At 45.6% G+C, this 18,035-nt stretch carries 8 protein-coding genes; all 8 read left to right on the top strand.

The features are described 5' to 3' along the window. Positions 1-137: 137 nt before the first annotated feature. The 8 genes from AC1DPK_RS03425 to AC1DPK_RS03390 all read left to right on the top strand — a co-directional run bounded on the left by AC1DPK_RS03425 (position 138) and on the right by AC1DPK_RS03390 (position 17,990). On the top strand, positions 138-281 hold the full coding sequence (locus AC1DPK_RS03425; RefSeq protein WP_477509322.1) for a hypothetical protein: 144 nt from the start codon (positions 138-140) through the stop codon (positions 279-281). Between the two features lie 139 nt (positions 282-420). After that, positions 421-1,014 carry a hypothetical protein gene (locus AC1DPK_RS03420; protein ID WP_339209204.1) on the top strand — a complete coding sequence of 198 codons (594 nt, stop codon included), beginning with the start codon at positions 421-423 and terminating at the stop codon, positions 1,012-1,014. Between the two features lie 219 nt (positions 1,015-1,233). Next, on the top strand, positions 1,234-2,298 hold the full coding sequence (locus AC1DPK_RS03415) for a serine hydrolase domain-containing protein (RefSeq protein WP_477509321.1): 1,065 nt from the start codon (positions 1,234-1,236) through the stop codon (positions 2,296-2,298). 696 nt (positions 2,299-2,994) lie between these two features. Beyond that, the gene (panD, locus tag AC1DPK_RS03410) at positions 2,995-3,378 is read left to right on the top strand and encodes an aspartate 1-decarboxylase (RefSeq protein ID WP_076270779.1); all 384 of its coding nucleotides are present in this window, start codon (positions 2,995-2,997) and stop codon (positions 3,376-3,378) included. 29 nt (positions 3,379-3,407) lie between these two features. Continuing rightward, positions 3,408-15,515, top strand: coding sequence for an amino acid adenylation domain-containing protein (locus AC1DPK_RS03405; RefSeq protein WP_477509320.1), 12,108 nt, complete (start codon positions 3,408-3,410; stop codon positions 15,513-15,515). A gap of 30 nt (positions 15,516-15,545) precedes the next feature. Beyond that, a complete protein-coding gene (locus tag AC1DPK_RS03400; RefSeq protein ID WP_477509319.1) occupies positions 15,546-16,400 on the top strand; it encodes a lysostaphin resistance A-like protein in 855 nt (284 codons plus the stop codon). Between the two features lies 1 nt (position 16,401). Then, positions 16,402-17,202, top strand: a complete 801-nt coding sequence (locus tag AC1DPK_RS03395; protein WP_477509318.1) for a lysostaphin resistance A-like protein — start codon at positions 16,402-16,404, stop codon at positions 17,200-17,202. Next, complete coding sequence (locus AC1DPK_RS03390; protein WP_477509317.1) at positions 17,199-17,990, top strand: lysostaphin resistance A-like protein; 792 nt, start codon at positions 17,199-17,201, stop codon at positions 17,988-17,990. The genes AC1DPK_RS03395 and AC1DPK_RS03390 overlap by 4 nt, the downstream gene beginning before the upstream one ends. The last annotated feature ends 45 nt before the right edge of the window (positions 17,991-18,035 follow it).

Here is an 18,035-nt window from a genome sequence, read left to right as displayed (position 1 = left end):
TTTACGGCCCGACAAAAGAGCAGTGGGCCGAGTACGGAGCGCTACCTCCAGTAATTTAGAGTAAGATTATATCCGCTTTGACCGTTTGGCTATAGTGGGATTTATAAGTATTTTATCATAGGATTGAAAGTGGTAGCTTGAATCATAGACAAGAGGATACCATCGGACTGAAACTGTTGATACTATTGAACAAACGGGGAACGATAGTTGAACGGAAAATGGAGCAGTTTGCCGGGGCATCTGCTCCATTTATTATTAAGCTAACGGGAAACGATAGTTAATAACACACTTGATGAGCAGGCGCTACGGTGGGCTGCTCTTTTTATTAAGCTAACGGGCAGTTTAGCGCAACTTAAGACTATATTAATCATATGAATTAGGTAGGAAAGTAAATGAGTTCCATAAAAGGGATGAAGCTAGTTGCAGACGAAAAGATGGATTGTATCAATCAGCTTGATTATTATCGTCATTGGCGCAATCTGGGTCATGTATGTGAAGCACCCCAGCACAATTGATGTAAAGCTGATTGGTGTTAAGTATCAGTTAGGTTACGAAGATGTAAAATCTGGGATAGAGCCTGCGACTGTTATAATTCAGGGCAAGGTGCATACGAGCTTGAAAAGAGAGCGAATATTTAAGGGTGTAGTACGAATTGTAGGTGAACAAATTCCAGTGCCTCAGGATCAGCGCAATATAGAAATTCATTTTTCTAGAGACGGCTGGGGCTCAATAGCCTATCCTTATTTTCTTTATGACGAACGGGGAACAACTGTAGGAGCTGAAATTTACCAGTCACATTCTATATTCGCGAACAAAGACTTTAGTCAAGTAACATTCCTTATAACAACGCCCAATCAACAGTCTGAATCCGAAGATGGAAATCTTCAGACCGTTTGGAACACTGAGAATGGAAAGATGCTATCTGCCCCCGCAACAACACGAGAAGAGGCCCTAGCCTTATCCAATAAGCTGATGCGTGAATATTTGAAACCTTATGGGAAGTCTTTACGATAACCTGTACATCACATAATTAAGCTAACGGGAAATGATTGTTCAATACACTACGTTAGCTGGTCTAATGCTCAGCTGCCGTTTCTAATTGAAATAACGAGCAGGAATATAAAGAATTGGAAACGAGTACATAATTCAGCATCAAAAATAGGTTGATTAACGTGATTTCAACAACCGAGGATTTTTGTAAGCATCATAAAACTAAAAGGAGTAGCTGTTACTATGAAGGATTTACATAATTTTGTTTCAGATTACACGAAAGATAAGAAACATTTGCATCTTGCGATCGGGATTATTAGAGAGGGCGGTATTGAATACTTTTCGTTCAGTAATAATCAAAAGAGAAGTACGATTCCTCCTGAGCATATGTTGTTTGAAATCGGCTCCATAACCAAAGTTTTCACATCCATTCTCTTATTAGAAATGGAACGGGAAAAACTGCTTTCCTCGGATGACATGGTTGGTAAGTTTGTGCCAAACGTTAAAAACGAYTATTTGAATAAGATTACCTTGAAAAGCCTTGCTACTCATACCTCTGGTTTACCTAGATTGGCAACAAACCACAATCTGGCTAAAAAAAGATCGAATCCTTATTCAATGTATACCGAGCAAGATTTAACTGCTTTTCTATCTGATGCTGACTACACGGATAGTATTGGTTCATTTGGATATTCCAATATCGGTGTGGGCTTACTGGGGAATATTCTATGCAAGGTGTCAGGAAGCAAGTATGATGAACTGTTGAAAAAATACATAACGGGCCCATTAAAGATGRATGAGACAGCCGTTACACTTGATTCAGAACAGAATAGAAGGTTTTTGAATGGACATGCTTCAACTGGGAAGAGAGTCCCTCACTGGGATCTCTCTATACATGAAGGAGCTGGGGGGATTAAGTCATCGGTTAACGATTTAAGTTTATTTGTCCAAGCCAATCTAAATGATGATAATCCGATAGCCTCTACACTGCAAAAAAGTCATATCCCTATGTGGATCGGAAATTCAAACCGTTATTTTGGCTGGGGTGAGGATAAACTTCTAGATAAAGGTATCCTCTGGCATAACGGGGGTTCAGCTGGTTTTAACAGTTATCTAGCTTTCAACAAGGAACTCCGTGTAGGAATTGTATTGCTATCCAATTATTCTTGTTTCTCAAATTCTCTTATGGATTATTATGTTGCTCAATTAATAAAATGGATTACTAAAAAAGAGCCTTCTCAAGGAACTATGATAGACGTTACAGGGTTAAAAATATTTGAAGCCATCCTAAGTAGTGAAAAGTCATGAACTAACGGAGAACGTTAGTTGAAATAGCCGCGGCAGTCTAAGACTTTATTTATCTGGTCTTGGTTCGCCGCTGCTTTTGTTATGGGGTTAGTCTAAAACTTATTTTTTAACCCCTATTGTTTTACACGAAATCGTTTATTATGCGCGAATCTATCACAATAGTGACCATATAAATCAAAAAAAGAGAATTCCACCCCTTTTTAACATAAAAATCCCCTTTCTTTCATAGGTGCAATCCAACTACTATAGGTATGAGTTCGAATGGTAAAAAGTATCATTTTTTTGATATTAGTATCAAATTAGTCAGGATGACCACGCTCTTTGATATCAAAATAAGCTAAACCTTTACAGCATTTTCCCACACCTCTTTCATTGCGCAGCTCTTTTCTAGTAAATGATTTCATTGCTAATCACTTGCTTGTCAGTCTCCCCAACAAGTTAACCCACATGTTATTTTAACTCGAATATTCAACCCGCATAAGCTATACCTTCAACCAAAACTACTTAGTCGTATGCAATCAGAAGTTATTAACAAACTATTGTTAACGCTTTCATGTTGACGGAGCGATTTCTTTGTCTTTTTTATTTTAAAATTTGTAATAAATACAAATAAAAGTAACTTTAAGGTTGTGTTAAAGCACTATTATTTATCGGTATATTAACCAAATTCACTATTCTATGAGGAGTGTGTTATTTATGTTTAGAGAAATTCACAAATCCAAAATTCACCGTGCGGTCGTTACGGAAGCAAATTTAAATTATGTAGGCAGCATCACGATTGATCAAGATATTTTAGACGCATCCAATATTTTAGAGAACGAGAAAGTACAAGTTGTAAATATCAATAACGGCGCGCGGTTGGAGACGTATGCGATCACTGGCCCAAGAGGCTCAGGCATGGTTTGTCTAAATGGAGCGGCTGCGCGAATGGTTCAGCCAGGAGATCTCGTTATTATTATCTCCTACGCCATGATGGAAGATCATGAAGCGAGGGTGTACAAGCCCGATGTGGTCATTATGGATGAGAATAATCGGATTGTGACGGACAAGTATCAAGAGCTGCACTCTACAACGGTATAATGCCACAGACAAAAAGTAGGGGGAGCTATATGAATATCATCCGAAATCTCTCAGAGGTACTCATTGCAAGCGGAACGAGCGGTGCGGGCATTACGTTCTGCGAGGCGGGTAAGGATCGATTCGTGTCGTATGGGCAACTACGCAAGGCAGCGGGTGCAGTACTCGGTCAGCTGCAGGAAAGAGGGCTTGGCAAAGGGCAGCATGTTGTGCTGCAGACCGAAGATAATGAACGATTTCTTGTTTTGTTTTGGGCCTGCCTATTGGGCGGCATGATCCCCGTTCCACTTACAGCGGGACGAACTGACGAAGGCAGGAAGAAGCTTCTTCAAGTAAGCAGCCAACTTGGAAATCCGTATTTGCTGTGCGAGCCAGAAATATGGGAATCTGTTGCAGCTTATTGTCTCAAAAATGAAGAACATGCCGCAGGACAGCTTCTGCAAAAAAAAATGCTGCCGATCAAGGATGTTTTGGATGAAGCAGCTGCTATAGATCGCCAAGGAACAGTCTATGCGGCAACCGAGGATGATGTTGCATTTATCCAATTCACCTCTGGTTCTACAGGTGATCCTAAAGGTGTTGTTTTGACACATGGCAACTTACTTTCGAATATGCGGGCGATATTGGAGGGCGCGCAGTCGACCGAGGCTGATTCCTCTTTAAGCTGGCTCCCGCTTACGCATGATATGGGTTTGATCGGATTTCATCTAACTCCGATGCTTGGGCTTATGAATCAATGGCAGATGCCGACCTCGACATTCGTGCTTCATCCGATGAAGTGGATGGAGCTCACGCATCAGCATCGCATTACCTGTCTATCATCACCTAACTTTGGTTATGTTCACTTTCTACAGCATTTTAAACCTGAGAATGCCACCTGCTGGGACCTTAGCTCGGTAAGGCTTATCTTTAACGGAGCGGAACCAATATCTGCGAGCAATTGCCGCGAGTTTCTCGCACAGATGAAGCCTTATGGGCTTAGAGAACAATGTATATTTCCCGTCTATGGACTAGCGGAAGCAAGTTTGGCCGTTACATTTCCGCATGTGGAGGAGAGCTTGAATACCTTATATGTAAGCCGAAAGGGCTTGAATATCGGAGATGTTATTCAGGATGCTCCAGCAGATGATCCCAATAAAATAGAAATCGTTGAGCTCGGGTTCCCTGTATCCGAATGCGAGCTTAAAATTTGCGACGAGTCTGGTCGGGAAACGCCAGATCGCTACGTTGGACTCCTCCATATTAGAGGGAGGAATGTCACCAAGGGTTATTTTAACCGCCCTGATGTGAATGCCGTTATTCTATCGACAGACGGATGGCTGAATACCGGTGATCTTGGATTTATGCAAGACGGCAGATTGTATGTGACTGGCCGCATGAAGGATATTATTTTCGTCAATGGACAGAACGTATACCCGCATGATTTGGAAATGCTGGTAAGCGAAATAAAGGGAGCAGAAATAGGCAAAGTAGCTGTTAGCGCGATTCAGAATGAAGCAACGAAGCAGGATGAGATCGCCGTATTTATTCAATATCGAGGCAAGCTTAACGGTTTTGTGCCGCTGAGGCAAAGCGTGCAGCGATTGCTAAATCGAAAAACTGGACTCCAAGTGGAGCTCATTGTTCCAGTAAAGCGTATTCCGAAAACTACCTCTGGGAAAATTCAGCGTTACACTCTTGCTGAGAGTATGCAGAGCGGACAATTCTCCTCAGTCATTTCGGAATTGGAGTCGCTGGCAGCGATTATGGAAGAAACAGCTCCCGAGTCGGCTGCTGCAGCTCCTGAAACGGATGCCGAACATCGCATATTGTCTATTTGGAAAAAAGTGCTGAAGACAGACCGCATTGGAATAGATGATCATTTTTTGGAGCATGGCGGTAATTCACTGAGCGCAGCTTATGTAGCTGCCCAGCTGCAGTCGGCGTTTGGCATAAATGTATCTCTGAGCGAGTTGTTTCAGCATCATACTGTTCGGTTACTAGCCGCTTATGTCGCTGAAGTGACTGCTGGGGAAGATCAAAGAAATGACAGAAATGGCCAGTGCGAAGTGATTTCAAATGGAGGCACGAGGGATTGGTATCCCGCCACATCTACTCAGAAGAGATTATTTATTGTTGAGGAAATGAATTCAGGTCTCCTTCGTTATCATCTTCCGCAGCGCATAAGCATTGAGGGGGAGCTGGATCTCAGTAAGTTTCAGCAGGTGTGGGAGTCCTTGATCAACAGGCATTCTTCACTACGTACATCATTTGTTATGGACAATGATATCGTGGTCGGTCGCATTGCAGATTCAGTAAAGCTGCCCATTGTTTATACAGACGGCCGCGGCTGGTCTGAGAGTGATATGCAGCACAAAATAAGTACATTTCTACAGCCCTATGAGCTGTCTAAGGCGCCGTTGTTCCGAATGGAGTTAATCACACTCAGTCATAACCGCCATCTGATGTTATTTGATATGCATCATCTCATTACGGATGGCACGTCGATGGGAATATTAATCGGGCAATTTGTTGCGATGTATGAAGGGGCTGAGCTGCCTCCAATTCCTTTTCAATACAGCGATATTGCTGATTGGGAGAAAAGGTTCAGGGCAGAAGATAGGCGCATGAGCGGACAGAGAGGATATTGGCGGCAAATCTTCAAGGAGGGAGCGGGGGAGATCGATATCCCGGCAGATTATCGGCGTCCGCTCACTCCTAGCTACAAGGGAGCTATTGAAAAATTTGTACTCGATGCAACACTTACAGCTAAGCTGGAGCAATTAGCTTTCCGAACAGGCGGTACGTTGTATACCGTTTTAACTTCCGTTTACTTTATGCTGCTGAGCAAGTACACCGGAGCAGTTGATATGGTGATCGGTACTGCGTCGGCAGGGAGAACAAGGCCGGAGATGGATGGTATCGTGGGCCTGTTCGTCAATATGGTGCCGCTGCGACTTCGGGCTGGCAAGGAGCTTTCGATCCTTCAATGCTTTGAAGAGATCAACAAACAAATATTGTTATCGCTAGACCATCAGGACGTCCCTTACGAAGAAATTGTAGAGCTGGCAGAGGCAAAACAAGAACTTGGCCGTAATCCATTGTTCAGCACTGTATTTACGTTGCACAACATGGAAATTCCACAGTTTCATACAGCGAATGTCACATTCAAGCCTGAGCCGATAGGGACAGGTACATCTAAATTTGATATGACCTGGGAGTGTATAGCTTCGGAGGAAGGCATTACAGTATCTATTGAATATTCCCTCGACTTGTACAGTCAGGAAACAGTAAGAGGATTTGCTCGCCATTATAAAACATTGGCTGATGCAGCAGTTCAATCCCCTGAGACGACTGTTGAGATGCTTCCTATGTTAGACGAGGATGAATGCCAGCTTATTTTGGCAACTAGCGAGTCGAGTCGAGCACCTTACCCTAACGATGCTTCGCTGTACCGGCTGTTTGAGAGGCAGGTGGATCATACACCGCAGCTCCCGGCTATAGTTATGGATGAGGCGACCCTCTCTTACACAGAGCTGAATGAAATGGCAAATGCTCTGGCTAGATGGCTTATCAATCGAGGAGTAGTTCCGCATTCACGTGTGGCGCTGCTTCTTCATCGATCCTTTAATATGCCAGTTGCGATACTTGCTGTGTTGAAGACCGGCTCCGCTTATGTGCCAATCGACCCGAGTTATCCTATCGACAGGATTGAGTTTATGCTTGGAGACGCTGATATTTCTACAATGATAGTAGATGCTCAGACAAGCCATATAGGCGGCAAGCTTGCTCAAGCTGGGAATAGGCCAGTAGATAAGATTGACATGGATGCTATGAGGAACGAGTGGAGACAGGCAGAGGGACATAATTATAATGTGGATGTAACAGGGGACGACGCAGCTTATGTGATGTACACCTCTGGTTCCACAGGACGGCCAAAAGGAATTTTAACTACGCACCGAAACGTCATTCGCATTGCTCGGGATACTGACTATATCCGAATCACGAATGAGGATGCGCTGCTGCAGTTATCGAATTATGCGTTTGACGGATCGACGTTTGATTTTTATGGGGCACTTTTGAACGGCGCAAAGCTCGTCCTTGTGAATGAAAACGATTTGCTTGATATCCATCAGCTTATTTTATTGATGAAGAAACAAAGGGTTACGGTATTTTTTGCGACTACAGCTTTGTTTAATGCATTCGTTGACTCTGGATTGAAGGACTTGCCTTCCCTTCGTCATCTATTGTTTGGCGGTGAACGCGCATCAGCCTCGCATATTAAAAGAGCTTATCAGATCGTCGGTTCAGGCGTGCTGCTTCATGTGTACGGTCCAACAGAGTCTACTGTTTTCGCTACTTGTTATCCGATTGACTCGCTAGAGCAGGACAATGCTGCAATTCCAATAGGCAAGCCTATCGCACATTCAGAAGCACTTGTATTGGACGAAAATGGTGCCTTGCTCCCACCACTTGTGCCTGGGGAGTTATGTATTGCCGGCGATGGTTTAACACAAGGTTACTTGAACCTGCCGGAGCTTACTGCAAATAAATTTGTTCCCCATCCTTTTAAGGAGGGAACCAAGCTTTACAGGACAGGGGATTTGGTTAGGCGGCTGCCTGACGGTAATCTAGAGTTTTTGGATCGGCTCGACACCCAGGTGAAGCTGCGTGGATTTCGTATAGAACTGGGGGAAATTGAGAGCAAACTGCTAGAGTGTGAGGACGTTAGGGAAGCAGTAGTTATGCTGAAATACCGCAGCGGCGATCCACAGCTTGCTGCTTACATCGTAGCAAATGGTGAACTTTCCATAGATCGGCTGCAAGCAGAACTGGGAGCAAAGCTGCCGCAATTTATGATTCCGGCAGTCTTCGTGCGGGTGGAGAAGCTCCCGCTCACCTCTAACGGCAAGATTAACAAAAACGCATTGCCTGAGCCTGACTTTTCCAAACTGAGCATCGTAATGGCAGCAGCCTATGTCCCGCCTACAACCCAAACCGAGATTCAGCTTGCAACCATTTGGGAAATGGTTTTGAAGGTAGAGGCTGTTGGCGTTAATGATCATTTCCTCGCACACGGCGGTCACTCATTGAAGGCTGCAACGCTTGTGTCGGAAATTTATAAGCAATATCATGTCCGAATGCCGATCAAGGAAGTATTTCTACGTTCAACAGTTAGAGAGCAAGCAGAATGGATTGACAGCGCAAATAAAGAGGCATATGAACCCATAAAACCGATAAACATTTCTCGTTCTTACCCGTTAAGTCCATCCCAGCAGCGTATTTTTCTTATTGAAGAAATAGCAAACGCGGGTATAGCCTATCATATCCCGCTAGCGCTGCGCTTAACTTGCCATGTTCAGCGATCGGATATGGAACGGGCCATAAAAGGACTTATTGCTCTGCATGAGCCGCTTCGTACATCATTCCAGTTTATTGACGGTGAGGCGCGTCAAGTTATACATGAGCATGCTTCGTTCGAGCTTCAAGAGATAAGCGATACAACAATAGACCTGGAGCAACAGTTCTGCGAATTTGCTAAGCCGTTGCCGCTTTCACAAGCACCGCTCCTTGACGCACGGCTGCTCAGCAGCGCATACGGAGAAACTTATTTGCTTCTAAATATCCATCATATTATTGCGGATGGCATTTCGGTGAGTCTGCTTATTGAAGAGCTAGTCAAACGACTAGACGGCAAGCGCTTGGAAGAGCCGCATATTCAGTACAAGGATTATGCGGTATGGAGAGCAAGCCAAGGGAATACGGAACGCATGCGGAAGAGCATCCGATATTGGGAGACCGAGTTTAGCGATCCACCTCCGAGCCTCGACATGCCGCTTGACTTCCCGCGTGGGGAACGGCAATCGCTAGAGGGGGAGACGTTTGGATTCCATGTCCCTTCAGAGCTAGCAATTCGGCTTCAATCTATATCCGATACGCTCAATATTAGCTTAAATAGTCTGTTGTTTGCTTCCTACGCTCTGCTTCTTCAAAAGTATACAAGTGGAAATGACTTGATTATTGGGGCGCTAGCGGCAGGAAGATCACATCCCGAAACGGCTAATATGATCGGTATGTTCAATAATTTTCTTCCAATTCGCCTTAAAATAGGCGATGGAATGAAATTTGATCAATTTGCGAAGGCGTCACATGATCATATGCTTGCAGCACTCGAACATCAAGATGTGAGCTTTGACCAGATGATTGAAGCTGCGCAAATGACGATGGATCCCTCACGAAACCCGCTGTTCGATACGATGATGATTTTGCACAACCAGATCGGAAATGATCTGGAAGTAAAGGGTCACACTGTAGGGGTACAGCCTATACGCGCAGGTAAAAACATGACATCTAAATTGGATTTTAAACTTGATCTTTATCCTCATGGTGACGGAGGCCTTCGAGCAGAGCTAGAGTTTAATACGCGATTATTTCATAAAGCGACGATGATGAGGCTGGCGGACCATTGGCTCAATGTACTGAAACAAGTGACGGATGAGCCAGGTATGAGATGCTCTTCCCTCAGCCTAATTATGAAGAAGGAAGCGCAAATGCTTCTTCAAGAATGGAATGATACAGCAAGGCCGTATCCTGGTGGCGAAACCATCCATGGCTGTTTTGAGGCACAGGTGCGCAAGACGCCTGATGCTCCAGCTATTCGATCGAACGAGGGCATGTTTACTTACCGTGAGCTTGATGAACGCGCAAATCGACTCGCTCTGCTGCTCCGTCAGAAAGGTGTTGGAGCTGACACAATCGTCCCGATTGTTGCAGAGCGCTCTTTTGAAATGATGGCAGCGATTTTAGGCATTCTAAAAGCCGGGGGCGCTTACTTGCCTATCGATCCGCATTTTCCAGAGGAGCGTATTGGGTACATTCTTGAAGATAGCGGAGCCAATATATTATGTTCCCAGCACAAATGGATGAACCAACTGCCGTTTAATGGTGAAATTATAGATATAGATGCTGTTGAAGACAAGGGTTCCCATGATGCTGAGAAATGGCTATGGGAGCCTGCAGTGAACGCGCATCATTTGGCATATGTCATCTATACATCAGGTTCTACTGGAAAACCAAAGGGAGTTATGATCGAGCATGCTGCGGTCATCAACCGTATACATTGGATGCAAGATCAATATCCACTTGATTCGCAAGATGTCATTCTTCAGAAGACACCTATAACTTTTGATGTTTCAGTGTGGGAGCTGTTCTGGTGGAGTTTTGCAGGGGCATCTGTTTACTTGCTGGAACCGCGGGGGGAGCGGGAGCCGCAGGTCATGATGAAAGTAATCCGTGAGCAAGCGGTGACGGTCATGCATTTTGTCCCATCCATGCTGGGCGTATATCTCCAGTATGCATCGGAAGTTAAGGCGGACAAGCCTTTCGGAGGTTTGCGTTACGTATTTGCAAGCGGAGAGGCGTTGAAGCCTGCACAGGTGGAAGGGTTCTACAGCCAACATTCTGCAGGCAGCGAAAGTCCACGACTCATAAATTTATACGGACCGACTGAAGCGACCGTGGATGTCAGCGCATATGACTGCGCGAACTATAAGCAAGGATCAGTTCCGATTGGCTCGCCGATTCAAAATATTCGGCTGTACGTTGTGGATGAGCAGCGACGGCTGCAGCCCATTGGAATTCCGGGCGAGCTCTGCATCGCTGGAGTGGGACTCGCTAGAGGTTATTTGAACCGTCAAGAATTGACAGCGGAAAAATTTGTACCCGATCCTTTTTTTGCTGGGGAACGCATGTACTTGACCGGAGATCGCGCGCGCTGGCTTGCTGACGGTCATATCGAGTATTTGGGTCGATTCGATCATCAAGTGAAGATTAGAGGATTTCGAATGGAATGTGGAGAGATCGAGCATGCGCTGATGCAGCTGGAGGAGGTTTCCGATGCGCTCGTCATGTCCGTGAAGGATCGGACGGGAGAACCAGCCTTATGTGCATATGTGGTTTCTTCTTTTGAACGCAATGAACGTGAGCTGAAGGAGAGGCTGAGGGGGATGCTTCCGGAATATATGATTCCTTCCCTGTTTGCCTGCCTGCATTCCTTTCCTCTTAATGCTAGCGGGAAGATAGACCGCAGCCGCCTTCCACAGCCGACGTTTGCTGATTCTATTGGCGGCGCCGATCCGCGCAGTGAGACGGAGCTTCGACTAGCAGAGCTATGGAAGAGCATACTTGGTGTTCGCATCGTACGCACCGACGATCATTTTTTCCAGCTTGGCGGACATTCGCTGCGCGCAGCGCAGTTAACGGGTGCAGTGGAGCGGCAGTTAGAGGTCACATTTACACTAAAGGATGTGTTCGCCTACCCGGTCCTAGAAGAGATGGCAGCGTTCATTGATAGATCGCCGAAAAGGACTGCAGCATCTATCACAAGGGCCGAGCAGAGGGATGTTTATCCATTGTCGCTTGCGCAGAACCGACTATTCGTTTTGCATCATATGAAGCCTTCCAGTACAGCCTACAATTTGCCGCTCGCACTCAGTATGCGTGGTGAACTGAACGTTGAGAGACTGCAAGAGGCGCTGCAGCGGCTCATTGATCGTCATGAACCGCTCAGAACAAGCTTTGAATGGCGCGATGGCGCCCCCGTTCAACGCATTCATGAGCGAGTAATGGTGCGAGCTGATGTAACAAAAACGGATCAAGTGGATGGATGGAGCAGCATGCAAAAATTCGTTCAGCCATTCGATTTGAGCATTGCTCCGCTGCTGCGCGCTTCGCTTATTACGAATGGCGCGCAAGAGCATTTGCTGTTGCTTGATATGCATCATATCGTATCTGACGGTATTTCAATGACAGTGCTGGCACATGATTTCACCAAGCTTTATGAAGGCGGCACGTTGCTGCCGCTTGAAGTCCAGTACAAGGACATAGCTGTATGGCAGCAGGGTTTTATGAAGAGCCGAGAGCGGGATAGGCAAGAGCAGTACTGGCGAGAGGAGCTGGCGGGAACGCTGCCGCTTCTGGATTTGCGAGTGGACAAGCCAAGGCCAGCCGAACAAAGCTTTAAGGGGAGCAAAATCATTCATGCGCTGCCTCTCTCGTTAATGTCCGAAGTAGAGTCATTGGCAGCAACGGCTGGCATGACTAGTTTTCCAATATGGCTTGCTTGTTTTCACGTGCTGCTTCATAAGCTGACGAGGCAAGAGGATATTATCTCCGGTACACCGATTGGAGGAAGATCCCATCCAGAGACAGCCCCGCTTGTTGGGATGTTTGTCAATACCGTTTCTATACGGAGCCAGCCATCGGGCGAGCACAGCTTTCTTCATTTTGCCAAACAGATCAAGGAGAAGGTGCTTGGTGCGATGCATAATGGGATGCTGCCGTTCGAGCATTGTGTAACCGCACTTGATGTGAAGCGAGACCTGAGTCGAAATCCAATCTTTGACGTCATGTTCGTTATGCAAAATATGGATGTGCCGGCAATGAAAGCTGATGTGCTGCAATTAAAGTCGCAGCCGCTGGAGCACGCTGTATCCAAGCTGGACCTGACGTTTGAGCTTGCAATGCGTGAGGATGGTGCAGACCTTACTGTAGAATATGCAACGGATCTATTCGAACAACAAACAATCAACCGAATGATTAGCTACTATATTCGAATTGTGGAGCAAATTACGAAAGATACGCATATCTCTTTAAACCAGATACGCTTGCTGACTTCGGATGAAGAAGCCATTCAACTTGTTCAATTTAATGAAACGGCTACCGCTTACCCAAGCCATATGACCGTTGAGTCTTACTTGGAAGCACAAGCTGAGTGGATACCGCATGCCACTGCCCTGATCTATGAGACGGGGAAAATGTCCTATAGTGAATTGAATGGGAAGGCTAATCGGCTGGCAAGAGCTCTGAGAAAGCATGGGGTGGAGCATGAGGATACTGTAGCCGTCATCATGGAGCGTTCTGTAGACATGATCATTGCGATTTACGGCATATTGAAGGCAGGAGCGGCGTATGTCCCGATCTCACCTGGGCTTCCTGAAGAGCGAGTTCGATATATGCTGGATGACTCGGGAGCAAGGATTGTTTTGACTCGGGGCTTAGACGGGCAGATCGGCAACATGTCGCTAGACTCTGAACGATTGAACATAGAGGAAGCGCTGCAGCATGAGCAAAATGATGGGCCGTTAGAAAAAATCCATCGATCGCGCAGCTTAGCGTATGTGTTGTACACCTCAGGGTCAACAGGACAGCCGAAAGGGGTAATGATTGAGCACCATTCCGTAGTGAATCGCCTTACGTGGATGCAAAACAGATACACACTTGATATGCATGATGTGATTTTGCAAAAAACGCCATTTACGTTTGATGTGTCGGTATGGGAGTTGTTCTTATGGAGCTTCTCAGGCGCTAAGCTATGCTTGCTTGCACCAGGCGGAGAAAAGGACCCTGGGGCGATATATGATGCCATTAATAAGTATGCGGTGACTACGCTACATTTTGTACCTTCTATGCTTCATCTGTTTTTGGATTACCCGGGCCTTGTTAAGGATAGTAAAAAGCTTGAGAGCTTACGTTATGTTTTTGCCAGTGGAGAAGCGCTTACGGTCAATCAAGTAGAGAGATTTAGAGAGCGAATCGGAGAACCTAATGCTGCGAAGCTCATTAATCTGTATGGTCCAACGGAAGCGACGGTCGATGTGTCCTATTACGAGTGTATAGGAGAGCAAAGTTTAACGAGCGTGCCTATTGGCAAACCAATCGACAACATTTCCTTATATGTGGTCAATGAAGTTATGCAGGCTCAACCGGTAGGCGTGGCGGGAGAGCTGTGTATTGCGGGAGTTGGCTTGGCGCGAGGGTATTGGAAACGTCCTGATTTGACCTCGGAAAAGTTTGTGATAAATCCATTCGCAGCTAACGAGCTCATGTATCGTACAGGTGATCTTGCGAGGTGGCTGCCTGATGGCAGCATCGAATTTCTGGGACGAATGGATCACCAGGTGAAAATTAGGGGGTACCGCATTGAATGCGGGGAGATCGAGCATGCGCTTACGGGTCATCCAGACGTAAGGGAAGCCGTTGTCATGAAGCGTGACGGGGCTGCGGGGGAAAGCGCATTTCTATGCGCGTATGTCGTAACGAGTAATGCAGTCACTACTGCACAATTACGTTATCATTTGGCTAAAACATTACCCGATTATATGGTTCCGGCTGTCTACGTGGAACTGGATCAAATGCCGCTTTCTCCAAATGGCAAGGTAGATCGTAAGTCATTGCCAGCACCAGACGAGCGGTTGGATGTAGGCGTGCGTTATGTGGAGGCAGCAAGCGAAACGGAAAAAACCATTTCTATTGTGTGGGGAGAAGTGCTAGGCCGAACCGCTATTGGGACGCATCATAATTTCTTTGATGTTGGGGGAGAGTCGCTGCTGCTTGTCCGTACCCACCAGCGACTGGAAGAGCTGTACCCAGGTTTACTCAAGGTGACGGATCTATTTAATTATCCGACGATTGCCGCGCTTGCGGAATATATTGATTCCCGAAGCAATCTTCCTCACATTTGGCATTACGCTGGAATTGCTACAGGTGAGGACTCCTTCAATAACACATACACTGCGCAGCGGAATGGTTCGTACCAATTCACCCTTGAGGACGATTTAATTGAGGGACTGGCAGAAATGGCATATTCGGAGTCCGTGTCCATTACAACCGTTGCACTAGCAATCTATCTGCTCTTCTGGAAGCAGCAGTCAGGCGCTAATGATCTGGTAATGCCGGTTGCAACATCAAGGGGACGGCTCACACCTTTAGCGCTTGACTTTAGTACGGTGCTGGAGTTTAGCGAGCTAATCCGAGAAGCCGACTCGTTGTTTGACGATACGAAAATTTCCTACGATTGGAATCAAGTGGAGAGAGAGCTTGGGAGCCATAATAGTTCCCGCATAACGCCTTTGTTTGTAGATCGCTCGCGCACAGGCTTCATTCCCGAAAATCAACTCATGCACCACTTCGATATCATTCTGACGTTAGACAGCGCCAGGGGAGGAGCAGGTAAAGGGATGAGCGGTTTATGGGAATTTAATGCACGTCGATTAAAGAAAGAAAAGGTTAAGGCATGGGCTCAGGGCTATATTAAACTGCTCAGAATGGCCGTTCATCAATTTCAGCAGACTTCTAATGCTAGAGCTGGCGGCAAGCAGTAAGGACAACCCTATATGCAAAGGAGCATTACGTTGAAAAAGATCTTGTTTATGCTCGGGAATATCGCATGGTATTTAGGTATCTTCTACGCTTTGCTTTATCTGCTGCGATCAACCTATCAGTATGAAGCTACACTCGGCCTTGCCAAGTTTATGGATCGTAACCCGGCGATGTTCATGGCGATATTATTTACCTCCATCTTACTCATCTATATGCTTGTTTTCCGTTTAAAGAGAAGCATATGGAAAGAGCAGAAGCAAACTTTGTTTCAAGTTAGCGGCTTCAAGAAGATCGGGGTCAAAGATGCCGGGTTGATGCTGGCTATGGGGGCAGCCGGATGCCTGTTTAGTATTGGTCTAATTGAAATTGATGTCATCGCTCGGCACTTTCCGTCCATCCCCTTTCTCGTAGATGATCTCATTAGGGGAGATTCCATTTTATTCGTTATTTTAGGTGCGGGGCTTATTGCCCCCATCTATGAAGAAATTTTGTTTAGAGGATTAATTTACGGACAATTACGTCAAGTGATGCCGCTGTATGCTGCGCTTATTTTGCAAGCATTGGTTTACGCCTATTTTCAGCCAAGCCTCAGCCTGTCATTCATTGGTTTTGGTTCTGGACTCATCTACGCGATATTGTATATCCGAATAGGGAGCCTATGGGCGCCAATTATTGTACAAAACTCAGCCATGAGTCTTATTTTTATAACAAAATATGTTGGATGGCATGAAGCGATTAACGAAATAGGAGAACCCGCGTTGTATGTTCTAACGGCTGGAAGCCTGCTCTTTCTCGTAGGAGGAACGGCATATATTTGGCGCAGAGGGCTCGAAAAAGGTGCAAGTTCAGTACAAGCAGACCCGATTACGGTTGGAAGAGGGCGATAAGATGAGAAATTGGACTGTATCGATAGGGCGTGTTCTACTAGTCATCGGGTTGTATTTCGCCTGGTTTCTTACCGTTACCAAGTTATTTTTTGCTTATATCTACCCGTTGAGTCCTTGGTTTGAACAAAATACGCTTGCTGTCATTATATTAAATGACATTATTGGTTTTCCGCTTATGTACTTTGCGATAAAGCTAATATTTAAACAAAACCTATTCAAGGAAGCCCGATTTCAAAAGATGGATGGCAGCGCTATTTCCTTGTCGCTGTGGGTGGGTTTGGGCGCGGGGTTGTTCACTGTGGCATTCTCACAATTGCCTGCGATCCAGTCTGATCAGTTCAAATTCCAAGAGTTATTCGAATATTTGAATCGGGCAGAATGGTATGTTTTCCTCGTTTTTCTATTGCTAGGCAATGTATACAAGGAAACGTTATTCAGAGGTTTACTGCTGAACAGTTTTAGAGGCGTTCTGCCTGTCACCGTTGCGATTTTACTGCAAGGGTTATTATATGGCGTTCTATTCTTCTTAGGTGATATTCCGCTTTCCTTGTATGGGTTTCTTGGCGCTATCATTTTTGCCCTCTTGTACGTATGGTTTGATTCCATCTGGGCACCGATTGCCGCGCAGGTGGCTTGCCAAGGAGTTCAATACTTGCTCTGGCATCTAGGCCCGAAGAGTGACGATGTATTCATATTGTCAGCCGTAATGGCAGTTGCAGGTGCCATGATTGTTGTTGGATTATATTTGGGCAATCGCCGCTTTCGCAAGCCATACAGTCACGAAGAGGTCATTCACACATGAGAACGTTAACTGTAATTAGTAAAGTTCTACTCTATTTAGCTATTTACATCTGCGTAGTTTTATTCACCAATTGGGCGTTGAACAATTGGATTCAAGATGCTGAGTTTAGTACGTGGCTTAGCAAAAATCCAGCGAGCTCTCTTATCGCAGCGAATACGATAGTGATCGCCATTTATGTGCCGCTGCTTCGCTGGCAAAACATTCGAATGCAAGACCTCGGCTTCGTTCGACCACAATCAGCAGTGATGGCTGCTGGGACAGGAATTTGGCTTGGTCTGTTCATCGCGGTGTTCACACAGCTTGGTTGGATCGCTGAGAATTTCCCGGAAATTGCGAATTTGGTTCAATTTGTAGCTGGTGGAGGGAATTTCTTCATATTTGTGTTGAGCAGCTTATTGCTAGGTTCTTTGCTCGAGGAATTGCTGTTCCGGGGGATGCTGATCCATATTTTCCGCCAACGATTCTCCTCTGCATGGTCTGTGCTGCTGCAAGCTTTGTTGTTTGGCACTGTATTTATGAGCGTAACCATTGGTGCCTTCGCTGCTCTTGGAGCGATTATTTATGGTGTAATTCGCGTGGCCACAGGATCGATATGGTCATCTTTGCTCGCGCATGTGTTCAGTACAGCAACCTTGTATGTCGTCTCTCATTTTATGAAGGATTCCTCTCCCGAAATTTTTCTTATTCTGTCGTTCATAAGCGGATTAGCGATTATTGTGCATTTGTATATTTTGCTGCGTAGACAATCGGAGAATTTGAAGCGGCACAACAAAAGTATAACGAGTTAAATCAATGATTCATGGTAGTGATCACATTGCCACTGCAAACAACCG

The organism is Paenibacillus sp. 01T424 (assembly GCF_056398745.1).
Note: the sequence above shows the minus strand (reverse complement) of the source record. Positions and strands in the feature narration are given on the sequence as shown.

What these genes read in the sequence shown, in the direction of transcription:
- AC1DPK_RS03405 (WP_477509320.1), top strand. Translation starts at nt 3,408, where the DNA reads ATGAATATCATCCGAAATCTCTCAGAGGTACTCATTGCAAGCGGAACG.
- AC1DPK_RS03395 (WP_477509318.1), top strand. Translation starts at nt 16,402, where the DNA reads ATGAGAAATTGGACTGTATCGATAGGGCGTGTTCTACTAGTCATCGGG.
- panD (WP_076270779.1), top strand. Translation starts at nt 2,995, where the DNA reads ATGTTTAGAGAAATTCACAAATCCAAAATTCACCGTGCGGTCGTTACG.
- AC1DPK_RS03390 (WP_477509317.1), top strand. Translation starts at nt 17,199, where the DNA reads ATGAGAACGTTAACTGTAATTAGTAAAGTTCTACTCTATTTAGCTATT.